This is a genomic window from Croceibacterium soli (assembly GCF_009828065.1).
Classification (GTDB): domain Bacteria; phylum Pseudomonadota; class Alphaproteobacteria; order Sphingomonadales; family Sphingomonadaceae; genus Croceibacterium_B; species Croceibacterium_B soli.
Map to the genome: position 1 here is coordinate 265,418 of NZ_WTYK01000003.1, position 25,053 is coordinate 290,470.

Annotated in this window: 24 protein-coding genes; 9 read left to right on the forward strand and 15 right to left on the reverse strand. The window is 69.2% G+C overall.

Features of this window, described 5'->3' with window-relative positions; all coding sequences use genetic code 11:
- The first annotated feature begins 147 nt into the window (after positions 1 to 147).
- Entirely contained in the window at positions 148 to 585 is a 438-nt protein-coding gene (locus GRI75_RS07070) for a DUF4168 domain-containing protein (protein WP_160746258.1), read from the forward strand.
- A gap of 152 nt (positions 586 to 737) precedes the next feature.
- On the opposite strand, the gene acs is transcribed toward GRI75_RS07070, so the two are convergent.
- Together acs and GRI75_RS07080 are read right to left on the reverse strand one after the other, a co-directional pair.
- Positions 738 to 2,678 carry an acetate--CoA ligase gene (acs, locus tag GRI75_RS07075; RefSeq protein WP_160746259.1) on the reverse strand — a complete coding sequence of 647 codons (1,941 nt, stop codon included), beginning with the start codon at positions 2,676 to 2,678 and terminating at the stop codon, positions 738 to 740.
- A 62-nt stretch (positions 2,679 to 2,740) separates the two neighbouring features.
- Positions 2,741 to 3,151, reverse strand: a complete 411-nt coding sequence (locus GRI75_RS07080; protein ID WP_160746260.1) for a MarR family winged helix-turn-helix transcriptional regulator — start codon at positions 3,149 to 3,151, stop codon at positions 2,741 to 2,743.
- A gap of 92 nt (positions 3,152 to 3,243) precedes the next feature.
- Here GRI75_RS07080 and GRI75_RS07085 point away from each other — a divergent pair, with 92 nt between their 5' ends.
- The gene (locus tag GRI75_RS07085; protein ID WP_160746261.1) at positions 3,244 to 4,104 is read left to right on the forward strand and encodes a p-hydroxycinnamoyl CoA hydratase/lyase; all 861 of its coding nucleotides are present in this window, start codon (positions 3,244 to 3,246) and stop codon (positions 4,102 to 4,104) included.
- Between the two features lie 342 nt (positions 4,105 to 4,446).
- Positions 4,447 to 6,570, forward strand: coding sequence for an acetate--CoA ligase family protein (locus GRI75_RS07090; RefSeq protein WP_160746262.1), 2,124 nt, complete (start codon positions 4,447 to 4,449; stop codon positions 6,568 to 6,570).
- A gap of 7 nt (positions 6,571 to 6,577) precedes the next feature.
- Here GRI75_RS07090 and GRI75_RS07095 read toward each other — a convergent pair whose 3' ends face one another.
- Both GRI75_RS07095 and GRI75_RS07100 read right to left on the reverse strand, forming a co-directional pair.
- Positions 6,578 to 7,909: a PQQ-dependent sugar dehydrogenase gene (locus tag GRI75_RS07095; RefSeq protein ID WP_160746263.1), complete on the reverse strand. Its 1,332-nt coding sequence runs from the start codon at positions 7,907 to 7,909 to the stop codon at positions 6,578 to 6,580.
- On the reverse strand, positions 7,906 to 8,343 hold the full coding sequence (locus GRI75_RS07100) for a DUF2231 domain-containing protein (RefSeq protein WP_160746264.1): 438 nt from the start codon (positions 8,341 to 8,343) through the stop codon (positions 7,906 to 7,908). Before GRI75_RS07100 ends, GRI75_RS07095 begins: the two co-directional genes overlap by 4 nt.
- Positions 8,344 to 8,508: 165 nt before the next feature.
- Here GRI75_RS07100 and GRI75_RS07105 point away from each other — a divergent pair, with 165 nt between their 5' ends.
- Both GRI75_RS07105 and GRI75_RS07110 read left to right on the forward strand, forming a co-directional pair.
- The gene (locus GRI75_RS07105) at positions 8,509 to 9,600 is read left to right on the forward strand and encodes a polysaccharide pyruvyl transferase family protein (protein ID WP_328597947.1); all 1,092 of its coding nucleotides are present in this window, start codon (positions 8,509 to 8,511) and stop codon (positions 9,598 to 9,600) included.
- Positions 9,601 to 9,694: 94 nt separating this feature from the next.
- The gene (locus GRI75_RS07110) at positions 9,695 to 10,990 is read left to right on the forward strand and encodes a Coenzyme F420 hydrogenase/dehydrogenase, beta subunit C-terminal domain (RefSeq protein ID WP_235911378.1); all 1,296 of its coding nucleotides are present in this window, start codon (positions 9,695 to 9,697) and stop codon (positions 10,988 to 10,990) included.
- A 2-nt stretch (positions 10,991 to 10,992) separates the two neighbouring features.
- On the opposite strand, the gene GRI75_RS07115 is transcribed toward GRI75_RS07110, so the two are convergent.
- From GRI75_RS07115 to tsaD, 7 genes are all read right to left on the reverse strand, one after another.
- Entirely contained in the window at positions 10,993 to 11,766 is a 774-nt protein-coding gene (locus tag GRI75_RS07115) for a hypothetical protein (protein WP_160746267.1), read from the reverse strand.
- 333 nt (positions 11,767 to 12,099) lie between these two features.
- Complete coding sequence (locus GRI75_RS07120) at positions 12,100 to 12,489, reverse strand: response regulator (protein ID WP_202389635.1); 390 nt, start codon at positions 12,487 to 12,489, stop codon at positions 12,100 to 12,102.
- A gap of 109 nt (positions 12,490 to 12,598) precedes the next feature.
- A complete protein-coding gene (locus tag GRI75_RS07125) occupies positions 12,599 to 13,138 on the reverse strand; it encodes a hypothetical protein (protein WP_160746268.1) in 540 nt (179 codons plus the stop codon).
- Positions 13,139 to 13,316: 178 nt separating this feature from the next.
- A complete protein-coding gene (locus tag GRI75_RS07130) occupies positions 13,317 to 14,063 on the reverse strand; it encodes an OmpA family protein (RefSeq protein WP_235911379.1) in 747 nt (248 codons plus the stop codon).
- Positions 14,064 to 14,097: 34 nt separating this feature from the next.
- Positions 14,098 to 15,618: a lipopolysaccharide biosynthesis protein gene (locus GRI75_RS07135; RefSeq protein ID WP_202389636.1), complete on the reverse strand. Its 1,521-nt coding sequence runs from the start codon at positions 15,616 to 15,618 to the stop codon at positions 14,098 to 14,100.
- Positions 15,615 to 16,607, reverse strand: a complete 993-nt coding sequence (locus GRI75_RS07140; protein ID WP_160746269.1) for an NAD(P)H-dependent glycerol-3-phosphate dehydrogenase — start codon at positions 16,605 to 16,607, stop codon at positions 15,615 to 15,617. The genes GRI75_RS07135 and GRI75_RS07140 overlap by 4 nt, the downstream gene beginning before the upstream one ends.
- Positions 16,604 to 17,650 carry a tRNA (adenosine(37)-N6)-threonylcarbamoyltransferase complex transferase subunit TsaD gene (tsaD, locus tag GRI75_RS07145; RefSeq protein WP_160746270.1) on the reverse strand — a complete coding sequence of 349 codons (1,047 nt, stop codon included), beginning with the start codon at positions 17,648 to 17,650 and terminating at the stop codon, positions 16,604 to 16,606. Before tsaD ends, GRI75_RS07140 begins: the two co-directional genes overlap by 4 nt.
- 100 nt (positions 17,651 to 17,750) lie before the next feature.
- Between tsaD and hemC the strand changes: the two genes are divergently transcribed.
- Genes hemC through GRI75_RS07160 form a run of 3 tightly spaced genes read left to right on the forward strand, consistent with a single transcriptional unit; the run spans position 17,751 to position 20,360 of the window.
- Complete coding sequence (gene hemC / locus GRI75_RS07150) at positions 17,751 to 18,680, forward strand: hydroxymethylbilane synthase (RefSeq protein WP_160746271.1); 930 nt, start codon at positions 17,751 to 17,753, stop codon at positions 18,678 to 18,680.
- Positions 18,677 to 19,369: a uroporphyrinogen-III synthase gene (locus GRI75_RS07155; RefSeq protein WP_160746272.1), complete on the forward strand. Its 693-nt coding sequence runs from the start codon at positions 18,677 to 18,679 to the stop codon at positions 19,367 to 19,369. Before hemC ends, GRI75_RS07155 begins: the two co-directional genes overlap by 4 nt.
- Positions 19,370 to 19,412: 43 nt before the next feature.
- Positions 19,413 to 20,360, forward strand: a complete 948-nt coding sequence (locus GRI75_RS07160) for a hypothetical protein (protein ID WP_160746273.1) — start codon at positions 19,413 to 19,415, stop codon at positions 20,358 to 20,360.
- A gap of 8 nt (positions 20,361 to 20,368) precedes the next feature.
- Here GRI75_RS07160 and GRI75_RS07165 read toward each other — a convergent pair whose 3' ends face one another.
- Positions 20,369 to 21,583, reverse strand: coding sequence for an FAD-dependent monooxygenase (locus GRI75_RS07165; RefSeq protein WP_160746274.1), 1,215 nt, complete (start codon positions 21,581 to 21,583; stop codon positions 20,369 to 20,371).
- Between GRI75_RS07165 and GRI75_RS07170 the strand changes: the two genes are divergently transcribed.
- Positions 21,573 to 23,657, forward strand: coding sequence for a protein-disulfide reductase DsbD family protein (locus GRI75_RS07170; RefSeq protein ID WP_235911380.1), 2,085 nt, complete (start codon positions 21,573 to 21,575; stop codon positions 23,655 to 23,657). The genes GRI75_RS07165 and GRI75_RS07170 overlap by 11 nt on opposite strands.
- A gap of 172 nt (positions 23,658 to 23,829) precedes the next feature.
- Here the strand turns inward: GRI75_RS07170 and GRI75_RS07175 are convergent, their stop codons facing one another.
- From GRI75_RS07175 to GRI75_RS07185, 3 genes are read right to left on the reverse strand one after another with little or no spacing between them, the layout of a single operon-like run.
- Positions 23,830 to 24,420: a hypothetical protein gene (locus tag GRI75_RS07175; protein ID WP_160746275.1), complete on the reverse strand. Its 591-nt coding sequence runs from the start codon at positions 24,418 to 24,420 to the stop codon at positions 23,830 to 23,832.
- Positions 24,421 to 24,473: 53 nt separating this feature from the next.
- On the reverse strand, positions 24,474 to 24,791 hold the full coding sequence (locus GRI75_RS07180) for a HigA family addiction module antitoxin (RefSeq protein WP_160746276.1): 318 nt from the start codon (positions 24,789 to 24,791) through the stop codon (positions 24,474 to 24,476).
- Positions 24,766 to 25,047 carry a type II toxin-antitoxin system RelE/ParE family toxin gene (locus tag GRI75_RS07185; protein WP_160746277.1) on the reverse strand — a complete coding sequence of 94 codons (282 nt, stop codon included), beginning with the start codon at positions 25,045 to 25,047 and terminating at the stop codon, positions 24,766 to 24,768. Before GRI75_RS07185 ends, GRI75_RS07180 begins: the two co-directional genes overlap by 26 nt.
- Positions 25,048 to 25,053 lie beyond the last annotated feature (6 nt).

The following is a 25,053-nucleotide window of genomic DNA, read 5'->3' on the forward strand; positions in this document are numbered from 1 at the left end:
CGAAAGAGCGTTCCGCATTGCGGCTCACGCTGTCAGGTCTTCAGTGGGGCGAAGCTTGGCGGGATATGAATTCCAACGATGCCGTTCGAATTGTTCGTCACGAGAACGCATTCTTCTATCCCCGCCCGGGTTAAAGAGGATCGTAAAATGAAGCGTTTTCTAGTGATGGCTCTCGGCGGCGCGCTCTGCTCGACGATGGCTCACGCGCAGTCGGCGGAGACGGAAGGCGCGCCCGATGCCGCCGGCGCGGCGCAAGAGGCTGCTCCGGCAGCCGCGGCGCAGGAGGCGGCTCCGGCAGCCGAAGACCCGGCCCCGGCCGCCGAGGCCGCAGCAACGGTCGAGGTGACCGATGCCGAAGTGGAAAGCTTCGCCACGGCGACCGTAAAGCTGCAGGCGATCGAGGCCGATGCCTCCCTCCAGGGCGACCAGAAGCAGGCCGCAATGGCGGCGGCGGTGAAGGAGTCCGGGCTGGAGCCGGTCAAGTACAACCAGATCGCCCAGGCCGTCGGCACGGACACAGCGCTGCGGGCCAAAGTGGTCGAGGCGATGGGCAAGGCCAAGGCGGCGGCAACGCCGGCGGGCTGAGGCTGACGGGCTTGCTCTGATCCGATCCTCCCCTGCAAGGGAGGTGGCAGCCCGCAGGGCTGACGGAGGGGTGTAACCGCTGGCGGGGACACCCCTCCACCACCCGCTTCGCGGGCGGTCCCCCTCCCCCTGCGGGGGAGGATCTTTTTGGTTCAACCCGGCCGGTTCGCCAGCAGGTGCTCGACGACGTCGGGATCGGCCAGCGTCGAGGTATCCCCCAGGTTGCCGGTATCGTTCGCGGCGATCTTGCGGAGGATGCGGCGCATGATCTTGCCGCTGCGTGTCTTGGGCAGCGAAGGCGCGAACTGCAGCACATCGGGAGTGGCGATCGGGCCGATCTCGCGGCGGACCCACTGGATCAGGTCCTGGCGCAGTTCCTCGGTGTCCTCAGTGCCCGCGGTGGTGGTGACGTAAGCGTAGATGCCCTGGCCCTTGATGTCGTGCGGCATGCCGACGACCGCCGCTTCGGCGACCTTGTCGTGCTCGACCAAGGCGCTCTCGATCTCGGCGGTGCCCATGCGGTGGCCGGAGACGTTGATCACGTCGTCGATCCGCCCGGTGATCCAGTAGTACCCGTCCTCGTCCCGCCGGCATCCGTCACCGGTGAAGTAGCTGCCCGGATACTGACTGAAGTAGGTCTGGAAGAAACGCTCGTGGTCGCCGTAGACCGTGCGCATCTGTCCCGGCCAGCTGTCCGTAATGATCAGCGCGCCCTCGCATGCGCCTTCCAGCACTTCACCGCTGGCAGGGTCCACGATAGCCGGCTGCACGCCGAAGAAAGGCATGCTCGCGCTGCCCGGCTTGAGGTCGGTCGCGCCCGGCAGCGGGGTGATCATATGCCCGCCGGTTTCGGTCTGCCACCAGGTGTCGACGATCGGGCATCGGCCGTCACCGACGACCTTGTGATACCACTCCCAGGCTTCCGGATTGATCGGCTCTCCGACGCTGCCGAGCAGCCGCAGCGACTTGCGGCAGGTCTTCTTCACCCATTCGTCGCCTTCGCGCATCAGCGCGCGCAAGGCCGTGGGGGCGGCGTAGAAGATCTCCACCTGGTATTTGTCGACGACCTGCCAGAAGCGCGAGAAATCGGGGTAGTTGGGCACGCCTTCGAACATCAGCGTGATCGCGCCGTTCGCCAGCGGACCGTAGACGACGTAGCTGTGCCCGGTGACCCAGCCGATATCGGCGGCGCACCAGTAGACCTGGTTCGGCCGGTAATCGAACGTGTACTCGTGGGTCATGGCCGTCCACACGGCATAGCCGCCGGTGGTGTGGAGCACGCCCTTGGGCTTGCCGGTCGATCCGCTGGTGTAGAGGATGAACAGCGGGTCTTCCGCGCCCATCTCCTCCGGCTCGCACTGCGCGTTCTGCTCTTCGATCTCGTCGTACCACCAGACGTCGCGGCCTTCCACCATCGGCACGTCGGCTCCGGTGTGGTGCAGCACGATCACCCGGCGCACAGGCACTTTCTCGAGCGCCGCATCGACATTGGCCTTGAGCGGCACTTTCTTGCCCCCGCGCAGGCCTTCGTCGGCGGTCAGCACGATGTCGCTCTGGCAATCCTGGATGCGGCCGCACAGCGCTTCCGGGCTGAAGCCGGCGAACACGATCGAATGCACCGCGCCGATGCGTGCGCAGGCCAGCATCGCCACGGCCGCCTCAGGAACCATCGGCAGGTAGATCGTGACCCGGTCGCCTTTCTTGACGCCGTTGGCCTTGAGCGCGTTGGCGAAGCGGCAGGTGTCGGCGTGGAGCTGGCTGTAGGTGATGATCCGGTTGGGCGTGTTGGGGTCGTCCGGCTCCCAGATGATCGCCACGTCCTGCGCCTTCTCCGGCAAGTGGCGGTCGAGGCAGTTGGCCGAGAGGTTGAGCGTGCCATCCTCGAACCAGCGGACCCGGAAATCGTCCTCGTCGAACGAACTCTCGTTCACTTTGGTGAAGGGCTTGATCCAGTCGATCCGCTGCGCTTCCTCGCGCCAGAATCCGTCCGGGTCCTCGACCGAGCGGCGGTACTTCTCGGCGTAAGTCTCCGCGTCGATCAGGGCGTTCTTCGCCCATTCTTCCGGCACCGGATGGACCACATGCTCGCTCATCGCCTGCTCCCGCTGGTTAGGCCGCAACGGCTAAAGCCGCCGGGCGGGCGGGGCAAGGGGAGTCAGCGCCAGATGGCGTCGAGAGCGGGCAGCAGATGTGCGCGGTGTTCGGCGGGGATCCGTTCGATCAGCTCGCGCTCGAACTGCTCGATCACCTGAAAGGCCTCGGTCAGTGTCCTGCGGCCTGCTTCGGTGAGCGCCAAGCCCTGGCTCTTGCCGTCGATCGGGGCGCGGGTGATCAGCCCGGCATCCTCCAGCCGCTTGAGGATCGGCACCATGTTGGCCCGCTGGATATCGAGCCGGCGGCCGAGCGCGCTGGCGGTGACGCCGGGGTTCGCCTCCACCAGCATCAGCAGCGAAGCGTCGGACTGGCGCAGGCCCACCACGGAGAGGCGCTGGGCCAGCTCCGCGCTCGCCGCATTGGCGGCCCGGCGCAGGGAGTAGCCCGGGAAGGAGGTCAGCGGATCCTTCATCAGATCGCTATTGCAGATAACAATCGCGAAAGCTATGCCGAATAGCAATCGGCGCCGGCAGGCGCTGCGACTCGATCATCAGGAGTGATTCCATGGCCAAACCATCCCAACCCGATCCCCGCCCCGAGGAAGAAACCGTCCGCTACGAGATCGAGGACGGCGTGGCCTGGGTCTATTTCAACCGCCCCGACAAGCGCAACTGCATGAGCCCGAAGCTCAACCGGCAGATGAAGCGCGTGCTGGACGAGCTGGAGTTCCGCGACGACGTGCAGGTGCTCGTCCTCACCGGCGAAGGCAGCGCATGGTCGGCGGGCATGGACCTGCTCGAATACTTCCGTGCGGCCGAGCAGGAAGGCATCCACAAGACCCGCCAGCACCAGCGCGAGGCTTACGGCTGGTGGGAGCGGCTGCGCTGGTACGAGAAGGCGACCGTCGGCATGATCAACGGCTGGTGCTTCGGCGGCGCCTACGGCCCGCTGTTCGCCTGCGACCTGGCGTTCTGTTCGGACGACGCGCAGTTCGGCCTCAGCGAGATCAACTGGGCGATCCTGCCCGGCGGCGGCGCCAGCAAAGTCGCGGCCGAGCTGATGGGCTTCCGCGATGCGATGTACCACGCGATGATGGGCGAGAACCTGACCGGCAAGCAGGCGGCCGAGAAGGGCCTGGTCAACGAATCGCTCCCGGCCGACCACCTGCGGGCGCGCGTTCAGGAAGTGGCCGACGTGCTCAAGAAGAAGGACAGCCACGCGCTGCGCGCCACCAAATGGGCCGTCCGCCGCGTGCGCGAGATGACCTACGACAACGCGGAAGAGTACCTGATCCGCGCGCAGGAGGCTCTCAACGACTTCGGCGGCTGGGAAACCCGCCGGGAAGCCACCAAGCAGTTCCTCGACGAGAAGACCTTCAAGCCCGGGCTCGGTGCGTTCGACAAGAGCAAGCTCGCTAAGGATTGAACTCCTAACTTCGTCATTCCCGCGAAGGCGGGAACCCAGTAGCGAGCTAAGCGGCTCCGCACTGGGTCCCCGCCTGCGCGGGGATGACGAGGTGCCTTTGGGTGCTTAGGGCGGAGCAGACTTCTTGATCAGTCAAAGGTGAATAGTTCTGTCTTCGTCATCCCGAACTCGTTTCGGGATCCATGTCCCAGCTCGCTCGGCGGGTCCGTCTGTCGCACCACCGTGCAGCGGGGGCAGCTCTCCACGGAGCGCTCCGTGAGTGTTGCGCGATGGATCCCGAAACGAGTTCGGGATGACGAACGAAATCGTGGGCGCTAGGGCGCCCTCCAAAGGAGAGCTTCGATGACCACCCGCCGCTTCACCAACCAGCAGATCGACCGGCTGCTGCGGCCCAAGTCCGTGGCCGTCGTCGGCGCGTCCGACCGGACCGGCGCTCTCGGGGCGACCCTGCTCAACAACCTCGTGCAGTACGAGTTCGCCGGCGACATCTACCCGGTGAACCCGAAGCGCGAGGAGATCGCGGGCCTGAAGTGCTATCCCGACGTGACGGCGCTGCCCGAGGGGATCGACTGCGCTGTGCTGGCGATCCCGCGCCAGTTCGTGCTCGACACCACGCGCAAGCTGGCCGAGCGCGGCTGCGGCGCGGTGGTGATCTATTCCGCCGGATTCTCCGAGGCCGGCGAGGAAGGCATGCGCGAGCAGCTCGAGTTGGGCGAGATCGCCGCGAAGCACGGCATGGTCATCGAAGGGCCGAACTGCCTCGGCTGCACCAACTATATCGAGCGGGTGCCGCTGACGTTCGTCGAAACCAACATGCGCACTCCGCCGAAGGGTACGCGCGCCGTCGGCATCGCCAGCCAATCGGGTGCCCTGGCCGCCGTCCTGGCCACAGCGCTGCACCCGCGCGGGCTCTACGTCAGTTCCTCCGTCTCCACCGGCAACGAAGCGGCGAGCGGGGTCGAGGACTACGTCGAGTGGCTGGTCGACGACGAGGACACCCACGTCATCGCGCTCTACGTCGAAAGCCTGCGCCGGCCGAAGGCGTTCATCGCTGCCGCCCGCCGCGCCCGCGCGGCCGGCAAGCCGATCGTGATGCTGCACCCCGGCAAGTCCAGCAAGGCGCAGGAAAGCGCCGCCACCCACACCGGGGCCATGGCCGGCGACTACCAGTTGATGAAGGCCAAGCTCGGCCGCGAGGGCGTGATCTTCGCCGATACGCTGGAGGAACTGGCCGACATCACCGAGATCGCCCTGCGCTGCAAGGCGCTGCCCGGCGCAAACATGGCGGTGCTGGGCGAAAGCGGCGCGCTGCGCGGCCTGGCGTTCGACATCGCCGAGGACATCGGGCTCGACCTGATCCACCTCGACGACGACAACAGCCCGGCCCTGCGCGCGATCCTTCCCGATTTCGTGCCGGTCTCCAACCCGACCGACATCACCGCGCTCGGGCTGTCGGAGCCGGAGATCTACACCAAGGTGCTGACTGCGCTGTTGGAAGACGACCGCGTCGGATCGGTGGTCGCTTCGATCATCCAGTCGGACCCGATCACCAGCGGCATCAAGTTCCCGCACATCATCAAGGTGCTGGAGGATGGCACTTTCCCGAAGCCGCTGGTCTTCGCCGGAGTGGACGAAGGCGCGACTGTGCCGGAGGAATACATCGAAGGGCTGCGCAAGGTCGGCATTCCGTGGTTCCCGAGCACCGAGCGCGCCTACCGCGCTATCGCCCGGCTGGCGGATCTGGCCAAGCGCGACCTGTCCGACCGCTCGCAGGCTCCGCTGCCGGTGCCCGGGCTGGACGCCGTCAGTGGCGTGGTTCCCGAATATCGCGCCAAGGCGCTGCTGGGGCCGCTCGGCATCGCCTTCCCGGAAAGCCGCTTCGCCGCCGATGCGGACGAGGCCATCACCGCCGCCGAGGCGATCGGCTACCCGGTCGTCATGAAAGCCCAGGCCGCCGCGCTCGGACACAAAAGCGACGCGGGCGGGGTGATCCTCAACCTCAAGTCGGCCGACGACGTGCGCGAGGCGTTCACGCGGATGTACGGCAACGTCGCCGCATACGACCGGTCGATCGTGCTCGACGGCGTGCTGATCGAGGCGATGGGCAGGATGGGCACCGAGATGATCGTCGGCGCCAAGAACGATCCCGAATGGGGCTCGGTCGTACTCGCCGGCTTCGGCGGGGTGACCGCGGAGATCCTCAAGGACGTCAAGCTGTTCACGCCCGATCTGGGCGTGGAGCAGGTGCGCGAAGGGCTGCTGAGCCTGAAGCAGGCGGCGATCCTCAAGGGCTGGCGCGGGGCGCCCGCGCTGGACGTGGACGCGCTGGCCGAGCTGATCGTGCAGATGGGGCGGATCATGGCCGGCAACCCGCGCATCCGCGAGGTCGATCTCAACCCCGTGATCGTTCACCCGAAGGGTGAAGGAGTGGTCGCGCTCGACGCGCTGATGCTGGTCGAAGGCTGAGCCCCGCTCAGGCGCCTTCGGGCGTCTGCGGGGCTCTCGCCGGCCCGGCCGGGGCGACCCGCCAGACGGTGTTGGAGAGATCGTCCGCGATCAGCAGGGCGTTGCCGATCGGATCGACCGCCACGCCCACGGGGCGGCCGCGTGCGTGGCCTTCCGCGTCGAGGAACCCGGTCACGAAGTTGCGCGGCTCGCCCGCCGGTCGTCCGCCTGAGAAGGGTATCCACACGACCTTGTAGCCGGCGAGCTTCGAGCTGTTCCAGCTGCCGTGCATGCCCACGAACGCGCCGTTGCCGAACCCGGGCCACGCCAGCTCGCCCCCGGCGAAAGCCAGGCCCAGCGGCGCAACGTGCGATCCCAGGGCGTAGTCCGGCGCGATCGCCTTGCGGACCATCTCCGGCTTCTGCGGGTGGACCCTTGGATCGACGTTCTGGCCCCAGTAGCTGTAGGGCCAGCCGTAGAACGCCCCGTCGCCCACCGAAGTGATGTAGTCCGGCACGAGGTTGCCGCCGAGTTCGTCGCGCTCGTTGACCGCGGCCCACAGCTCGCCGGTCTCGGGATGGAAGGTCAGTGCCGTCGGGTTCCGCAGGCCGGTCGCGAAAGGCCGGTGCGCGCCGTTCTCGCGGTCGACTTCCCAGATCACCGCCCGGCTGAGCTCGGCTTCGGAGCCGCGCTCCATGACGTTGCTGTTGGAGCCGATGCCGACGTAGAGGAACGCGCCGTCCGGGCTGGCGGTGAGGGCCTTCGTCCAGTGGTGGTTGAGCTCGGAGGGCAGCTTGGTCACTTCGCGGCCCGGCGCGGTGATCTGGGTCTGGCCCTCCTGATACGGGAAGCTCAGCAGCGCATCCTGGTTGGCGACGAACAGCTCGCTGCCGACCAGCGCCAGGCCGTAGGGGGCGTTGAGGCCCTCGATCAGCACGGTCTGCAGTTCCGGTTCTCCGTCTCGGTCCTGATCGCGGATCAACGTGATGCGATCCCCGCCTTTGGTGTCCGCCTTGCCCTGCGACATGATCAGCCCGGCGATGACATCCTTCGGCCGGACTTTCGGCGCGCCGCCGCCGGACCCTTCGGCCACAAGGATGTCGCCGTTGGGGAGGATGAGGATCTGCCGCGGGATCTTGAGGTCGGTGGCGAGCGGCATGATCGTGAAGCCCGCCGGCACCGTCGGCATTTCGCCGCCCCAGGTTGTGGGCGTCGCGATGTTCATCGAGGGAAGCAGGTTTTCCTCGATCTGCGGCAACTCGGGGCGGGGGCCGGTCTGGTCGAGATCGGCGGTCTCGCGCTCGCAGGCGCCGAGTGCGAGCAGGAGGCCGAGCGGGGCGGCGGCGAGGCGGCGGATCATCGTGCGATCTCCCTGGCGGTGGATGTTCCGTAGCCGATCCAGGCTGCGACGAGGGCGAGCACGGTGGTGACGATCGACAGCACGAGGCCGAGCGTGCCGACCGAGCTCCAGGCATCGGAGCTGTGCTTGAACGCGTTGAACAGCCCCACTGCCCACATCAGCGCGATGATGACGAGATAGAGCAGCGCCCGGCCGCGCACCCCCGGCGCGCGCGGCTTGATCAGCGCGATGATCGCCCACAGCAGCACCGGCGCTCCGAACAGCAGCGCGCCCGCGATCAGCCAGGAGGAGAAGTTGCTCCACTGGATCACCGCCGTGTTGAGATAAGTGATGTCCGTCGCCAGCGCCGCCGAGAACAGCGCGACAGGGAAGGCCAGCAGGATCGCGTGCAGCGGGTGCAGGAACGTGGCGCCGAGGGGTCTTGGATGAGCCATGGAACGCGTCTCCCCATCGCCGGCCATCTGCGCCGGCTATAGGGGTAATGCCCGGGAGGCCGGTTTTCTCCCGACGGGGACGGTATGCGCCGAACCGAGCGGAACCGCGCTCGTCCGGGGGGCGTTCCGATGGCTGACACCAGTGCCCGAGGAGTATCCCCCGACGTGCCCGAACCCATCGCGCCGCGCAGGCTGAAGGTCGGCGTGCTGACCTTCCACCGCTGCATCAATTATGGCTCGTACTGGCAGGCGCGGGCCCTGGTCGAAGGACTCCGCGCGCGCGGGCACGACGCCGAGCTGCTCGACCACGATTGCCCGCAAGTGCGCTACGCGGAGCTGCGCTGCGCCTTCCAGCCGCTGCTGCCGCAGCGCAGCCCGCGCAGCGACTTCCCGCTCTATGCCGAGAAGGCCCGCCGCGTGCTCGCCGCCGCCGACGCTCTGCCGTGCTCGCCGCGTTTCCCGCTCGATCGCCCGGACCTGCTCGACGGTTACGATGCGATCGTCGTCGGCAGCGACGAGGTCTGGAACATGCACCACCCGTGGTACGGCGGAAAGGCGATCTTCTACGGCGACGGGCTGCCGGCGGAGCGGCTGGTGTCCTACGCCGCCAGCTTCGGCAACCACGATGCTTCGGAAGGGCTCCACCACTGGTGGGCCGACAAGCTGCGCCGCTTCACCGCGATCTCGGTCCGCGACGGCAATTCCCGGGCGATGCTCCGGCGGTCGCTCGACGCCGAGCCCGAACTCGTACTCGACCCGGTGCTGCAGTTCCCGCCGAAGAAGCCGCCCGAACCGGCTCGAGACGACGATACTAAGCCTTACGTCGCCGTCTACGGCCACAGCTTCCCCGCCTGGTACGGAGAAGCTGTGCGCGCTTTCGCCCGCCAGCGCGGTTACCGCCTGGTGAGCATCGGCTACCGCAACGACTGGGCCGACGAGCAGCGCATCGGCGCCGGGCCGCTCGAGTTCGCGCGGCTGATCGCCAACGCGGCTTCGGTAGCGACCAACTTCTTCCACGGCTGCGTGTTCGCGCTGCTCAACAGCCGTCCGTTCGCCGCCGTCTCCTCGGCCTATCGCTCCAACAAGCTTCGCGACCTCGTCGCCGCCGTTGGGGCCGAGCGGCGGCTGGTCAGCGGCCCTGGGCAGGGCAGCGAGATCGCCGGCCATCTGGCGACGCCGCTCTCCCCCATGGTGGCGGCACGGATCGCTTCGCTGCGCCAGAACTCCAACCGCTACCTCGCCCATGCGCTCGGCTGAGCCGCCGCGCCTGAGCCCGCGCGAAGTCGTCGGGTCGGGCCTCTGCATCGGCTGCGGGAGCTGTGCCTCGGGCAGTGGGCCGGAGGGCAGGGCCATGCGCTGGGACAAGTTCGGCCAGCTGAAGCCGCATGGACCCCAGGAGTGGTACCGCAGCCGCAGCGCGCAGTTCGCCAGCATCTGTCCGTTCTCGCCGCACGCGCGCGACGAGGATGCCATCGCAGCGGAGCGCTTCCCCGTGGTTCGCCACGTCGATCACCGCGTCGGCCGGTTCGAGGCGGCCTGGGTCGGGCATGCCGAGCAGGAAGGATTTCGGGCGGAAGGCAGTTCGGGCGGACTGGTCAGCTGGGTCGCCGTCGAGCTGCTCGCGCGCGGGCTGGTCGACGGCGTCGCCCACGTCGGCGCGGCCGATCCCGCACGGGAAGGGCGGCACTTCGCCTACCGCATATCGCGCAGCCTGGCCGAAGTCCGGCAGAACGCCAAGTCGCGCTACTATCCCATCGAGCTGTCCGGCGTTCTCGACACGATCCGAGAGCAGCCCGGCCGCTATGCAGTCATCGGTGTGCCCTGCTTCATCAAGGCGGTCCATCTCGCCCGCGCTGCCGATCCGGTGCTGGCGGAGCGGATCGTGTTCACGCTCGGGCTCTACTGCGGTCATATGAAAAGCGCGGCGATGATCGACAGCTTCGCGCTGCAGATGGGCGTCGAGCCGCCGGCGGTGGAGGCGGTCGATTTCCGCCTGAAGAACCCCGACCGGCCGGCGAACTGGTACCGCACGCAGCTGCGGCTGGCCGGCGGCGGCGCAGCCGAGCAGGACTGGTGGCATCTGGTGGAGGGCGACTGGGGCTCCGGCTTCTTCCAAAACAGCGCCTGCAACTTCTGCGACGATGTCGTGGCCGAAACCGCCGACATCTCGTTCGGCGATGCCTGGGTCGAGCCTTACTCCTCCGATGGACGCGGCACCAATGTCGTGGTCGTGCGCTCGCAGGAGCTGCGTGCGATGGTCGAGGAGGGCATCGCCGAGCAGCGCCTGACGCTCAGGGAGGTCGATGCCGAGTTCGTGGTCGAGACCCAGGCTGCCGGCTTCCGCCAGCGCCGCGAAGGGCTCGCCTATCGCCTGGCCCGTCGCCGCGGCGGGCTCATGCCGCGGAAGCGCGTAGCGCCGGCGGCAAGCGATCTGCCGCTCCGCCGACGGGCGATCTATACGATGCGCGCGGCGATCAGCGCGTTCAGCCACCGCGCCTTCCGCTTCGCCAATCTGGTCCACGTACCGCGGTTGTACTTCTCCGCGGGGCGCCAGCTGCTCAAGCTTTACCAGGCGCTGACCTATTCCCGTGGCCGGCTGGGCGCGCTGTTCGACCGGCTCGAGAAGGGGCGCGGGCAGGGCGCCTGAGGTCACTGGCGTATGATGTCGTAGTCGATCCTGATCCGGACCCATTCGCCGACTTGCGGACGGCCGCCGAGGCGCGGCGGGCGGACGCGGAACTGCCACGCCGCCGCCAGCACGGCACGGGCAATGTTGGATCCGCTCGGATGCTCGTCCAGCGCTACGCAGCTCTCGACTCGGTAATCCGGCACGGTGCGGCAGGCGATCAGGCCCCAACCGGGGCCGCTGGCGGTGGAGAGATAGCCGCGCAGCTCGCTGTCATACGGCTCGCGGTACCAGGCAGCGGCGTAGAGCGGCTCGCCGTTCGGCGCCGTGCCGACCCGTGCCGTGTCGGACTGCCTGCCTCGGTCCTGCGGTCCGTAAGCCTGCTGGCTCGGGGCGGGCGGGGCGGGACGCGCGGGCGCCGGGGGAGCCGGGGGTGCGGGTGCCTGCACGATCGGGATGCGCACGGACGGGCGCTCCGGCGGCGCGGGAACGGGTTGCAGTTGCGGTGCGGGGGTCACCTCTGGCGGGGTGACCGGGCGGGCTTCCTCCGGCACCGGCTCCACCGGCTCGGGCTCAGGTGCGGCGGGTGCGGGCTCGGCCGTGTCCTGAGAGCGCAGGTTGACGACCGTCAGGTCCTCTCCCCGCGGCTCGGGAGCCGACTGGCCGAGCGTGAACAGCAGGAGCAGCAGCACCGCCTCCAGCAGCAGCGCGGCGACGATGCCGGCGGCCCGTCGAGCGGTTCTTTCGCGAGTCCACTGCAGGCGCGTGGCGAAGTGATCACGAGTGGGCTGGAACAAGGGGCCTCGGCTACGAGAGCGGCGTCAGGGCGGACCTTCGGCGAGCTGTATCGAGGCGTGGAATAGGCAAGCGCGGGCGGCGGAGCAAGCGCCCTTGCCCTCGGTCGGGCCCGGACGAAGCTCAGGACGAACGGTAGAGGTGGGGTGGGGGCAGGAGCAGGAGCAGGTAGGCGAGCCCACACACCTCCAGTTCTCGTCACCCTGAACTCGATTCAGGGCCCATCCCGCCGCTGGTGCGGAAGATGCTCATGGGCACAGCAGGGATGCTCGTGCCCTCTTGTGTACACCGGACCGGCTGAGGGATGGGTGCTGAAACAAGTTCAGGATGACGAGCTAGTGCGTGAGGTTGGCTTCCTGGATCGCGCTTCCGATCATGGTGATCAGCCGGTCCGGCGGGCAGGGCTTGGCGCAAGCTTGCGCTTGCGGATAGCGCGCCGCGACATCGGCCGGGGCCACGTGGCCGGAATGGAAGATGATCGGCACGCCCGCGTCGACCAGTGCGTCGGCGAGCGGATATACGTCGCCGTCGGCGGTCTGCACGTCCAGGATAGCACAGTCCGGCATCTCCTGGTCGATGGCGATGAAAGCGTTTTCCTTGTCGGCAAATGGCCCTTCTACCCGGTACCCGAGATCGCGTACGGTCTCGGACAGGTCGAGTGCGATGATGAACTCGTCCTCGACGACCAGCACGGTCGGGCGATCGTTCGTTCCTGCGCGCGTCATGCATCTCATCCAGTCGCTGCGGGGGGGGCGACAAGGTAAATGGCTCGCCTGCGGCGCGGTTCCCGGAAAAGCCCATCGGTTCAGGGAATCACCCTTTTGGGCAAAGGGCTTAGGTTTTGCCGAAGCGGTTTTCGAAGCCGGCCACATCGCCCTGCGCCAGGAACCGCGCCTGGGCCGGCCAGTCGTCGCGCCTGATGCGTCCCTGGAACGTGCCGAGCCGGGCATCGATGCGGTCGATTTCGGCATCGTCCCACGCGCCGATCTGGGCGTAGCTGGTAACCCCAAGCGAATTGAGCAGCTTCTCAAGCTTCGGCCCGATTCCTTTGATCTTCTTGAGATCGTCCCCCGTAGGATTCGCCCCCGCAGGAGCAGCCGCAACGGGCTCAGCCGCTGCGGTCACGGCTTCGCCCGCTCCTGCCAGGCCGATCGGGGCGGCCGGGGGTATCGCGCTGGTGACGGCGGCAGCGGCCGGCGGCGTGTCGATCAGCGCCTGGTTACGACGTGCGGGGGCGCTTTCCGCCTCCGGCGCGATCTCGGTCCGTTCGACGCGGGTCCGGCGCGAAGCGGCGAAGATCCACCAGGCCACCGCGACGCCGATGGCCAGCGCCAGAAGGAAGAAAATCCAGTTGTCGGAAATAAGCTCAAGCATCGTCTCGTTCCCCTGTCGCAGCCGGCCGCCGGCCCCAGATGGCCCAGCCGATGGCCAGGCCCAAGGCATAGGCGATCATCAGCAGCACCAGCAATTCCAGCCAGATCGGCATCGAACCTCCGTTTAGGTAGCCGTGTCTCTAGGACAGACTCGCAGCCATGCAAGAGTGGAGGGCGGCTCAGCGCGGGCCGGGGGTGTCGACCGGGGTCGGCCTGATCGGCATCGTCGCGACGACCGAGAACTCGATCCGCCGGTTGGCTGGATCGGCAGGATCGAGGCCTGGAACGGGTTCGCTCGCGCCGACGCCGCGGGCGCGCAGCCCGTCGTCGGGTATTCCGCGCCGGACCAGCGCCGCCCGCACCGCTTCCGCACGCTGCCGCGAGAGCCGGAGGTTGCCCGGCTCCGGGCCGGACGAGTCGGTGTGGCCGATGATCGCGATGATGCTGCCGAGGCACGGCCGCAGAGCCGCGGCGACTTCGCCGATTAGATCCTGGCTGGCTGCGTCGATCCGCGCCGAGCTTTCCTCGAACCGGATGGTCCGCGCGTTCAGCAGTGCGGCGACGTCTTCCTCGCAGTGCAGCGGATCGACCGGCGGCGCGGCGCTTTCCGCCAGGGCGGTACCGTCCGACCAGCGCAGGCCGCCCACGCCCGGCACGGCGGCGACGGCCTTGGCGACCCGGTCGCGCAGGCCCTCGTCCAGGCCCTCGCCTCCGGTCAGCAGGGGGTGCCGGCTCGGCAGGCCGCGGGAGGAATAGAAATGCGCCTTCACGGGCGCGCCGCCGACTTCGGCGATCGCCTCCGCCGCGCGCACCTCCAGTCGCTCGGCCATGTCAGGACCGTTCAGCTGGCCGGCAATGGCCGCGAGCGCAGCGATCGCCGCCGCGCCTGCCATGACCGCGATGCGGGGATCGGCAAGTAGCTTCATAGGCGGGCAGTCTCTAGCGGTCCCGGTGCACGTCTCAAGGGGTGGCGCCGTCCTGCGCCACCGTTTCCACGTTGCGGCGGAACAGCACCCGGTCTTCCGGGCCGAAGCCGCGCCGCCAGATCACCCAGCCGTAGGCGATCAGGATCGCCGGGATGCCGAAGATCAGCTCAGCCCATTCCGGCAGCAGGACCACGCCCTGGCCTATCAGGATCGCCAGCGCGCCCGCCCAGACCAGCGCCCAGCGCCAGTTGTTGATCGATCGACCGAGAATGCGCGAGAGCATCAGCGCCTTGGTGATCGAGGCTATGGCCAGTGCAACGGCCAGCGAAGCCGCCGCAGCGGCGGTCAGGTAGACGTCCGGCAGATCGTAAGCTTCGATCATCAGCATCGCGCCCACGGTCAGCACCGCCTGGAGAGCGATCGTGCCGACCGACACGATCAGGTTGCGTATGCGCGCGACGTAGATCAGCGCCGATTCCGACACGACTGCGGTCGCGGCGACGACCTCGGCGGCGAGCAGGAACGCCAGCGCGGCCGTGCCGCCGACGAAGTTCGGGCCGACCAGGCCCATGATCGCCTCGCCGGGAATGCCGAGCGCCAGCGCGATGCCGGCCTGGGCTGCGGTGATCCAGAACCCGACCTGGCACACCTGGCGGGCGATGGCGGCGTAATCCTTGTCCTTCAGCGCGCGCGTGACCACCGGGCCGAGGATCGGGTCGAAGCTGGTCTTCAGCTTCTGCGGCAGGCTGGCGACTTGCTGCGCGACGTAATAGATCCCCACCGCGGCCGGCGCGGCGAACAGGCCGAGGATGAAGATGTCGAGCCGGCGCGTGCCCCATTCGATGGCATCCGCCGCCGCCAGTGGCGCGCCGCGCACCGTCAGGCGGATCATGCGCCGCGGGCTGGGCGACCAGTCGCGCGGGATGCCGTAGCTCCTGAAGAATGGCCAGGCGGCGGTCAGCAGCGCGGCGTAGATCGAGATCAGATAGGCGAGCGAGAGCCCGTTCCCTGGAATGACCAGGAAGAGGATCCCGGCCATGATCGAGATCGTCCACGGCTCCACGATCGCGCGGGCCCGCACGGTGGCGCCGATGTCGTAGCGATAGGCCTGCGCGGCCAGCAGGATCTCGGTCAGCGCCAGGGCGGGGATCGCCAGCACCAGCAGCTTGTCGAGTTCGTTGTACACTCCGCTCGGGAACATCGGGGCAGGGATCAGCCACAGGATCGCGGCGGTGACGCTTCCGGCGATCACCGCGCTCAGCAGTCCGTCGGCCACGATGTGCGAGGGATCGCCGTCTCCGTCCGAGAGCCGCTGGGCCAGTCCGCGCTTCTCGCCCAGCGTGCAGACCATCGCGATGAGCTCGACGATGACGAGGGCCGAGGCGAAGCGGCCGAGCGCGTCCGCGCCGTAGAGCCGGCCGGCGATGAACAGGAACGGCAGGCGCGCGGCCAGGCGCAGGAGGAAGCCGAAGAAATTCGTCCGGCCGCCCCTGGCGAGCGCGGCGATATCGCCGCCGCCCGGCGGCGCTGCCTGGCCGGCCTCGGGCTGGCTCAAACGGCCGGTCCTTCCGACGTCAGCGGACGGGCGAGCAGCTCGGACACGACTTCGGCTGCGGGCGAACCTTGCAGAAGCCGGTACACCGCGGTCGTGATCGGCATCGCGACGCCATGACGCGCGGCAAGCGCGACCAGCACCGGGGCGGTGTGCGCCCCTTCGGCCACGGTGCGCCTGTCGGCCATCAGTTCGGCGGCCGACTGCCCCGCGCCGAGCGCCTTGCCGAGCGAGAAGTTGCGGCTCGACGTGGAGGAGCAGGTCAGCACGAGATCGCCGAGCCCGCACAGGCCGGCGAGTGTATCGCGGTCGGCGCCAAGCGCCTCTCCGAAGCGCAGCATCTCGGCATAGCCGCGCGCGATCAGCGCCGCGCGGGCGTTCTGCCCCAGTCCGACGCCGTCGACCACACCGCAGGCGATGGCGAGGACGTTCTTCACCGCGCCGCCGATCTCGGCCCCGGTCAGGTCGTCGGAGTAGTAGGGGCGGAAGTTCTGCCGCGCGATCGCAGCGGAAAGTCGCTGCCACTGCGCCTGGCCGCCGCCGCAGGCGAGGGTGACCGCGGTCGGCAATCCGGCCGCCACTTCGTGCGCGAACGTCGGGCCGGAAAGCACGGCGATGTCGCTCTGCGGCGCGAGGTCGCGGGCGACCTCGTTCATCAGCCGGCCGCTGCCTGCTTCGATGCCCTTGGCGCAGAGCACCAGGTCGCGCGGGAAGGTGGGTAGCCCACCGAGCACCGCACCGAGATGCTGCGCGGGGGTGACCAGCAGCAGGATGTCGCAGGCCGCCGCCTCTCGGAGGTCGCCGGTCGCCTGGATCGACTCGGCAAGCCGCGCGCTCGGCAGGAACAGGGAGTTGCTGCGGGAAGTGTTGATCTCCTCCACCAACTCCGGCTCGCGGGCCCACAGCAGCACTTCGCGCCCGTCGGACGCGAGCATTTGCGCCAGCGCCGTTCCCCAGGCGCCCGCGCCGACCACTCCGATCCGTGCCGTCACGCCTTCACCCCCGCGCCGCGCGCCGGCTCGGCCGTGGGGTCGAGCGGCCAGCGCGGCCGCGCGGCGATATCGAGCGGATCGGACGCGCCCTGGCCCAGGCGCTCGATCCCGGCCCAGGCGATCATCGCCGCATTGTCGGTGCACAGCGCCGGCGGAGGCGCGACGAAGCGCAGTCCGCCGCTTGTGGCGAGCTCTTCAAGTGCCGTGCGAACACGGGCGTTCGCCGCCACGCCGCCGGCCACGACCAGCGCGGAGACTTCGCCCATTCGCTCAAGAGCTCGGCTCAAGCGGTTGTGAATGCAGTCGATCGCAGCTTGCTGGAAGCTCGCGGCGATGTCGGCGCGAGTATAAGCGCCGCTCTCGTGCGCGCGCAGAACGGCGCTCTTGAGTCCGGCGAAGGAGAAGTGCGGCTCCGCGCTGCCGACCAGCGGGCGGGGCAGGGGAACGGCCTTCGGATCGCCTTCCAGCGCCAGCCTCTCGACCGCCGGACCGCCGGGGTAGCCGAGGCCGAGGATCTTGGCCGTCTTGTCGAACGCCTCGCCGAGTGCGTCGTCGATGGTCGTGGCCAATCGGCGGTAGCGTCCGACACCGTCGACCCGCAGGATCTGGCAGTGACCGCCGGAAACCAGCAGCAGGGCATAAGGGAAGGCGAGATTCGGATCGGCGAGCCTGGGGCTCAGCGCATGGCCTTCCAGATGATTGACGGCGATCAGCGGCTTGTCGCTGGCCATCGCGAGAGCCTTGGCGGTGACGAGGCCGACCATCACGCCGCCGATGAGGCCCGGGCCGGCGGTGGCGGCGATGGCGTCGCAATCGCCGAGCGAAAGGCCGGCTTCGTCGAGCACCGCGTCGATCAGCGGGGTAAGCCGCTCCGCATGGGCGCGGGCGGCGATTTCCGGCACGACACCGCCGTACGGGGCGTGGTCGGCGTCCTGCGAGGCGATCCGCTGGGCGAGTATGCGGCGGCCGCCCGTCACCAACGCTGCGGCGGTCTCGTCGCAACTGCTCTCGATTCCAAGAACGACGGTTTGCTCGCCTGCCATGGCCGGGTTCCCTGACGCAGATTGCCGGCTGGGTCCAGTCCCCTACCGCCGATCCGGCCATTGCCAGGCGCGGGCATGGACCCTAGGGCACGCCAACCCGATGACCGACGGACCGAAGCTTCGACTGGGCACTCGCCGATCCCCGCTCGCCATGGCGCAAGCGGAGGAGACGCGCGCGCGCCTCTGCGCCGCTCACGGCTGGCCTGAAAGCGCGGTCGAGCTGGTCCCGGTGATCGCCAGCGGCGACAGAATGCAGGACCGCCCGCTGGCCGAGATCGGCGGCAAGGCCTTGTGGACGCGCGAGCTGGACGCGTGGCTGATCGAGAACCAGATCGACGCGGCGGTCCACTCGCTGAAGGATGTCGAAACTCACCGCCCGCCGGAGCTTTTCATCGCCGCCGTCCTCCCGCGCGCCGACAAGCGCGACGTGCTGATCGGTGCCGCCTCCATCGCCGCGCTCCCGCAGGGAGCGGTGGTCGGCACGAGTGCCCCCCGAAGGGCGGCGCAGCTGCTCCACGCGCGGCCGGACTGCCAGGTAATCACCTTCCGCGGCAACGTCGCCACACGCCTGGCCAAGCTGGCGGCAGGCGAGGTGCAGGCGACTTTCCTGGCGGCCGCGGGTCTGCAGCGGCTCGGCGAGACGGGGACAGGTCATCCGCTCGAAGCCGATGACTGGCTCCCGGCCCCGGCGCAGGCGGCCATCGGCGTCGAGTGCCGCACCGACGACGCGCGAACCCGCGAGCTGCTGGCGGCGATCGACGACGCCCCGAGCCGCGCCGAAGTCATGGCCGAACGGGCGCTGCTCGGCGCGCTCGGCGCGACGTGCCACAGCCCGGTTGCGGTGCTGTGCGACCTCGACGGGCAGGAGCTTTCGATGCGCGCGGCGCTCTACAGCACCAATGGTGCGGAGCTCGTGACCGGCGAGGCCCGCTTCGCCGCCGGCGACGAGGAGAGCCCGGCGCACCTGGCGGCGGACCTGCTGGCGCGCGCGACACCCGCCGTCACGGCGCACTTTTCCGGATCGCGATGACTCTGCCGGTCGTGGCAATCCGGGCGGAACCGGGCTGCAGCGCGACCGTGGCCGCCGGGCGGAAACACGGCCTCGAGATCCTGCCGCTCCCGCTGGCGGAGATCCGGCCGGTCGCCTGGAGCATGCCGGAGGGCGCGTTCGACGGGTTGCTGCTCGGCAGCGCCAACGCGCTGCGCCACGGGGGTCCGGCTGTGGACAACCTTGTGGATAAGCCTGTGTATGCCGTGGGGGAAACGACGGCTGCGGCGGCGCGCGAGCGGGGTTTCGAAGTCGCTCGCACCGGGCGCGGCGGGCTGCAGGCGCTGCTCGCGGACCTGGCCGGGAAGCGCTTGCGCCTCCTGCGCATCGGCGCGCGCGAGATGGTCCCGCTGGACGCGCCCGCAGGCATCGCGATCGAGACCGTGGTCGCTTACGAATCCGTCCCTCTGCCGCTGCGTTCGGAACAGGCCGCGCTGCTGCGGCAGCCGGCACTCGTCCTGCTCCATTCCGCGGCTTCGGCGATGCACTTTGCCGGCGAATGCCGCCGCCACGCGGTTCATCCGGCGGAAATATCGCTCGCCGCATTGGCTCCGCGCATAGCCGCCGCTGCCGGCGAGGGCTGGGCCACCGTGCGCACGGCGGCCGAGCCGACGGAGGCGGCGCTCTTGGCACTTGCCCGCGAGATGTGCCATGACCGGCGGGTCGACTGAGACGGAACGCGGGCAGGCGCTCCGGCCCCGCGTAAGGACTTAGATGCACGAGGATCACCGCACCATCGCCCGGGCCAGGACCCGCCAGACCGGCCGCACCCGCGCGCTGGCCGGGGTCGGCATCGGCGCCTTCCTGCTGGGCGCGGCGGTCGTCGGCCTGCTGTGGTGGCAGGAAATCGGACCGGACGATTTCCTGCAAGTGAAACGCGACGAAGCGGCCACCACGGCCGCTGTCCCGGAGACCGTTCCCACCGCGAGAGCATCCGAAGCGGCCGCTGCCGAAGTGCGCCAGGCTGCCGCTGCGGTCGAGCAGGTCGTGGAGCAGCAAGGCGGGCTCGACAGCCGCGTGGCGGCGATGGAGCAGCGGCTTGCGCGGCTTGATCTCCAGATGCAGGCCGCGGCCGGCAATGCTGCGCGCGCCGAAGGCCTGCTGGTCGCCTTCGCCGCGCGCCGGGCGATCGAGCGGGGTGCGCCGCTTGGTTACCTGGGCGATCAGCTCCAGCTCCGCTTCGGCGACGCTCATCCCAATTCGGTCGCCAGGATCGTGGAATTCTCCCGCAATCCGGTAACGCTCGACCAGCTCATCGCGCGCCTGCAGGGCCTCGCGCCGGAACTGGTCGAGGCGCCGTCGGGTGAAGGCGCGATCGGCTGGATCGGGCGGGAGCTGTCGGACCTGTTCGTGATCCGCCGGGAAACCACGCCATCGCCGGCTCCGCAGCGCCGGCTGGAACGCGCGCGGCTGTTCCTCGAAAGCGGGCGGATCGAACCCGCCGTGGCGGAAATCCGCAACTTGCCCAATGCCCCGCAGGCCGCCGGATGGATCGCCGATGCCGAGCGCTTCTCGGCGGCGCGGCGTTCGCTCGACTTGCTGGAGACGGCCGCCATCCTTGATCCCCGCGAACTGCGCGACGCGGCCGGTCAGCGGATCGAGCAGCCGAGCCCGGCCGGTGCCGCGGCGAATGGCTCCCAGGCCATTGGGATCGGCCGCTAGGCCGGAACTCAGCCTTGCAGCAAACCCGGTAGCGTGCCGGTCATCCCGCGCGCTTCGTCCATGAACCAGCGCTTCAGCGGTGGGGTTCTCTGCACCATGCCCATGCCGAACCGGCGGACGGCGCTCGGCAGGCGGCCCGGAATGCCGAACAGGCGGGTCAGCCCGTCGGTGGCGAGCGCGACCATGAAGCTGTCGAGCCCGCGCCACTGTTCGTAGCGGGAGAGTAGTTGCGCGTCGCCGGGCTCGAGCCCCAGCCGCATGCCCTCGGCCAGCACTTCGACCAGCGCCCCGACATCGCGCAGCCCGAGATTGAGCCCTTGGCCGGCGATCGGGTGAATGCCGTGCGCCGCGTCGCCCACCAACGCCAGCCGGTGCGAGGTGATCTTCGCCGTATGGTGGAAGCCGAGCGGATAGGAGGAACGCGGTCCCTCCAGCGCCACGGCGCCGAACACCCCGTGCATGCGCTTCTCGACCTCGGCAGCGAACGCGCGGTCGGACAGCGCGAGCACGCCTGCCGCGTCCTTCTCGTCCACCGTCCACACCAGCGCGCTCCGGTGCACTCCGCCGGGTCCGTCGAGCAGCGGCAGCAGCGCGAACGGGCCGGCCGGGTAGAAGATCTCCCAGGCGACACCGTCGTGCGGCTTCTCGTGGGTGAGCCCCGCGATGATCGCGCGGTGGCGATAGTCCCACTTGGCGATGGAGATCCCGGCGTCCTCGCGGGTCGGCGAGTTGCGGCCCTCCGCCGCGATCATCAGGCTCGCTTCGAGCCGCGATCCGTCGGCCAGTTCCGCTACTACGCCGTGTTCGCCGCGCTCGCGCCCGACGATCTGCGCCCTGGCGTGCCAGGTGATCAGCGGCTGCTCCCGCGCCGCTTCGAACAAGGCCAGGCGCAGCGTGCGATTGGAGAACATGCGCCCGAGCGAGCCTTCGGCAGGTCCGGGCTGGAAGTCGATCCGCCCCGGCTTCATGCCGTCCGTCACCGCTATCGAGGCGATCGGGCAGCCCTGCTCCTCCAGCCGCTCGGCAAGGCCGATGTTGGTGAACAAGTTCCAGCTCGCGGTGGAGATCGCGCTGGCCCGGCCGTCGAAGCCTACGGCGGTCAGTTCGGCGGGATCGGCACGGTCCACCACGTGGCTGGAAATGCCTTTCCTCGCCGCCGCCAGTGCCAGGGTCATGCCGACGAGGCCGCCGCCGAGGATCAGGAGTTCGCGCTTGTCCGCCATCGCCGCCACCCCTAGATCGTTGCCGACGATGCGCGCAAGCCAATTGCCCCTGTATGGACGGGTTCTTACAAGCCTGCTTCTGATCCTCGCCGCGCTGCTGGCGTTGCCGGCGCATGCCCAGAATCGCAACCACATCGCCGCCGAGCTGATCGCCGAAGGTCCGGCGCTGCCCGGCGAGACGGTGACGCTGGCGATCCGCTTTACGCCGGAGCCGGGCTGGCACGGCTACTGGTCCAACCCCGGCGACGCCGGCTACGGAATGGAGCTCGACTGGGACCTGCCCGAAGGCTGGAGCGCCGGGGAGCCGCAGTACCCCGTGCCGCAGCGGCTGCTGATCGCCGGGCTGATGAACCATGTCTACGAGGGCGAATACGCCGTCCTGGTGCCGCTGTCGGTGCCTGCGGGCCGTGCCGCCGGTCCGATCATGCCGATCTCGCTCGACGCGCAGTGGCTCGCCTGCACCGACAAGATCTGCGTTCCGGAAGGGGCGACCCTGACCTTGCGGCTGGCGACCGCCGGCACGACGATCCGCGACACGCGCTTCGATGACTGGCGCTCCGCCATTCCCGCGCTGCTCGCCGACCGCGCCGCCTTCGAGCTTGCGGCGGACACGCTGCGCCTGGCGATCCCGCTGCCGGCTCCGCTCGGACTGCAGGACCCGCACGTCTTTGTCGAACAGCAGCAACTGGTCGACTACGCCGCTCCGCAGCGGTTCTTCCGCGACGGCGACACGCTGGTCGTCGAGATCCCGCGCAAGGGCATCGGCACCGGCCCTGACGCTGTCGAAGGCATCCTCAAGATCGACGGCAGCGGGCAGGGCGTTCGTTTCCTTGCCGCACCCGGTGCGGTGCCGACCGCCGGCACGCCTCTGGCGGGGGCAGGTGCGGAGCTGGCCCCGCTGTGGCTGCTGCTTGGTGGCGCGCTCCTGGGCGGGCTGCTGCTCAACGTGATGCCGTGCGTGTTCCCGATCCTCAGCCTCAAGGCGCTGAGCCTCGCCCGTGCCGGCGAGAGCGAGGCGGGTGCCCGGCGGGAGGGGCTGGCCTATACCGCCGGCGTGATGCTCGCCACTTTGGCGGTCGGTGCGCTGCTGCTGGTGCTGCGCGCGGGCGGCAATGAGATCGGCTGGGCGTTCCAGTTGCAGGAGCCCGGCGTGGTCGTGTTCCTGCTCGTGCTGGCCACTGCGATCACCGCGAACCTCGCCGGCGTGTACGACCTGCCATCGCTGTCCATTACGCGCACAGGCGGACGATCGAGCGCATTTGCCACCGGCCTGCTCGCGGCTTTCGTGGCGACGCCGTGCACCGGCCCGTTCATGGCCGCAGCGATGGGCGCGGCGCTGCTGCTGCCCTGGTGGCAGGCGCTGCTGCTGTTTGCCGTGCTCGGCCTTGGGCTGGCGCTGCCGTTCCTGCTGCTCGGCTTCGTCCCGGCCATGCGCCGCCTGCTGCCGAAGCCGGGCAAATGGATGGAGACCTTCCGCCGCGTGCTCGCCGTGCCGATGGGGCTGACGGCGCTCGCACTGCTGTGGCTGACGGCGCGGCTGGCGGGGGTGCCCTTCGCCGTCATCGCGGCGGTGATCGCCGCGTTCTTCACGCTGCTGCTGGTGCTCGCGGGGCGCTGGCGCGGCGCAGGCCGTTCGACGCTCGCGCCGCTGCTCCTCGGCACTGCGGCGCTGGCCGGCTTCGCCGCTGTCGTGCTCCCGCGTTTCGCCGACAACCGGGCCGAAGCCCGCGAGAGTGTGCTCGATCCGGTGCCCTTCAGCGAAGCGGCCCTGGCGGAGGCGCGCGCCTCCGGCCGCCCGGTGTTCGTCTGGTTCACGGCGGACTGGTGCGTGACCTGCAAAGTCAACGAAAGCGTCGCCATCGAACGCGATGCGACTCGCGAGGCATTCGAAGCTGCCGGCGTGGTCGCCATGCGCGGCGACTGGACCCGGCGCGACGCGGCGATCACCCGCTTCCTGACCGACCATGGCGCGGCCGGCGTGCCGCTCTACTTGTGGTATCCCGCCGGCGACGAGCCGCAGCAACTGCCGCAAGTGCTGACCCCGAGCACGCTTGTCGACCTCGCGCAGGATTAGCCTCTTTCGTCACCCTGAACTCGTTTCAGGGTCCATTGGGCGGCTTTGAGCGGAGGCTGCAGCCTGTGCGGAAGCGCTCGTCACGGCCCAAGCGCTGGGTCAGGCGGCACGATGGATGCTGAACCAAGTTCAGCATGACGGATTCTGAGATCCGCGACGGTAATCCGAGCCGCTACTCGGCGGCCCCTTCCGCCGCTTCGGCCTGCTGCTCCTCGACGACCGCTTCGCGCACCACGCCGCCCGCGCGGCACCAGCCGATGAACTCGCCCGGTATCCGGCTTCCGCCGATCGCCAGCGTTCCCGCTCCGGGCAAGGTCGCCTCGATCTCGCGCGCGCCGGTGAAGACTTCCAGCAGCGGATCGTCGGCCGGCACGGCGCCTTCCCAGCGCCACTCGTTGTCGGCCAGCGTGGCATCGACCTTGAAGCGGGCGATCGTCCCGTTGCCGAGCACCGGGAACAGCGCCTTTTCCCCCGGACGCGCCTGGGTATGGCGGATGATCCTGATGCGCGGCGGGTTCTCCTTGATCCGGCAGGACAGCGTCAGGAACGGCGGCGCGCCCGGATTGCCGAACTGAACCGCCTGCCCGTTCGACGCCACCGTCCAGGCGGCATCTTTCGTGTCAGGCGACGCGAGCGGCGCGCGCACTTTCCCCCGCGCATCCTCCAGCGCGATCCGCTGCCCCTGAACCGGCGCGTCGGCCGATCCGTCGCAAGCGGCGACGGTGAAGCTCAGCGAGAGGCAGAATAAGACGCGCGCGGACATGAGCCGCGTCTGTCAGCCTTGCCGGTTTACTGCAAGGGGGTGGTATGCTGCGCTCAGGCGGCGCGCGGGACGATACGGTCGAGGTCGCCCTCGATCGCGCGCTTGGCTTCGCGGATCTCGTACTGGTCCTGCAAGCGGAGGAAGAAACCCTCCGACATCCGGAAATACCGCGCCAGGCGCAGGTCCAGTTCGCCATCGACCCGAGCGGCTCCGTCGATCACCGCCTGCAGGCGCGCGGGCGCGGCCCCGATGGCTTCTGCAAGGGCAGTGCAATCGAGCCCCAGAGGCTCCATGAATTCCGAGACCAGCAACTCGCCCGCGTGGGCATTGTGCAGCCAGTCCGGATCAGTGGTAGTCGACGACTTCGACATCGTGGGCACTTCCGCCTTTCCAAACGAAACATATACGCCATTGGCGATTAATTGAAACGGAATGCTGCCCCGCGCGGCCTCCGGCCAGCACATGCAGGCGATTGCTGGGCGGATCCCGCAAGTCGTCCAGCGTGTCCGCCGCTTCGATCATTGCCAGCTTCGCAAGCGCCCGCGCCTGGATGTCGGCCGGCAGTTTGCGGCTTCGCACGCCATGCCAGATCCGTTCGGTCTCCTTGTCGGCGAAGCTGGCGATCATCCGGCC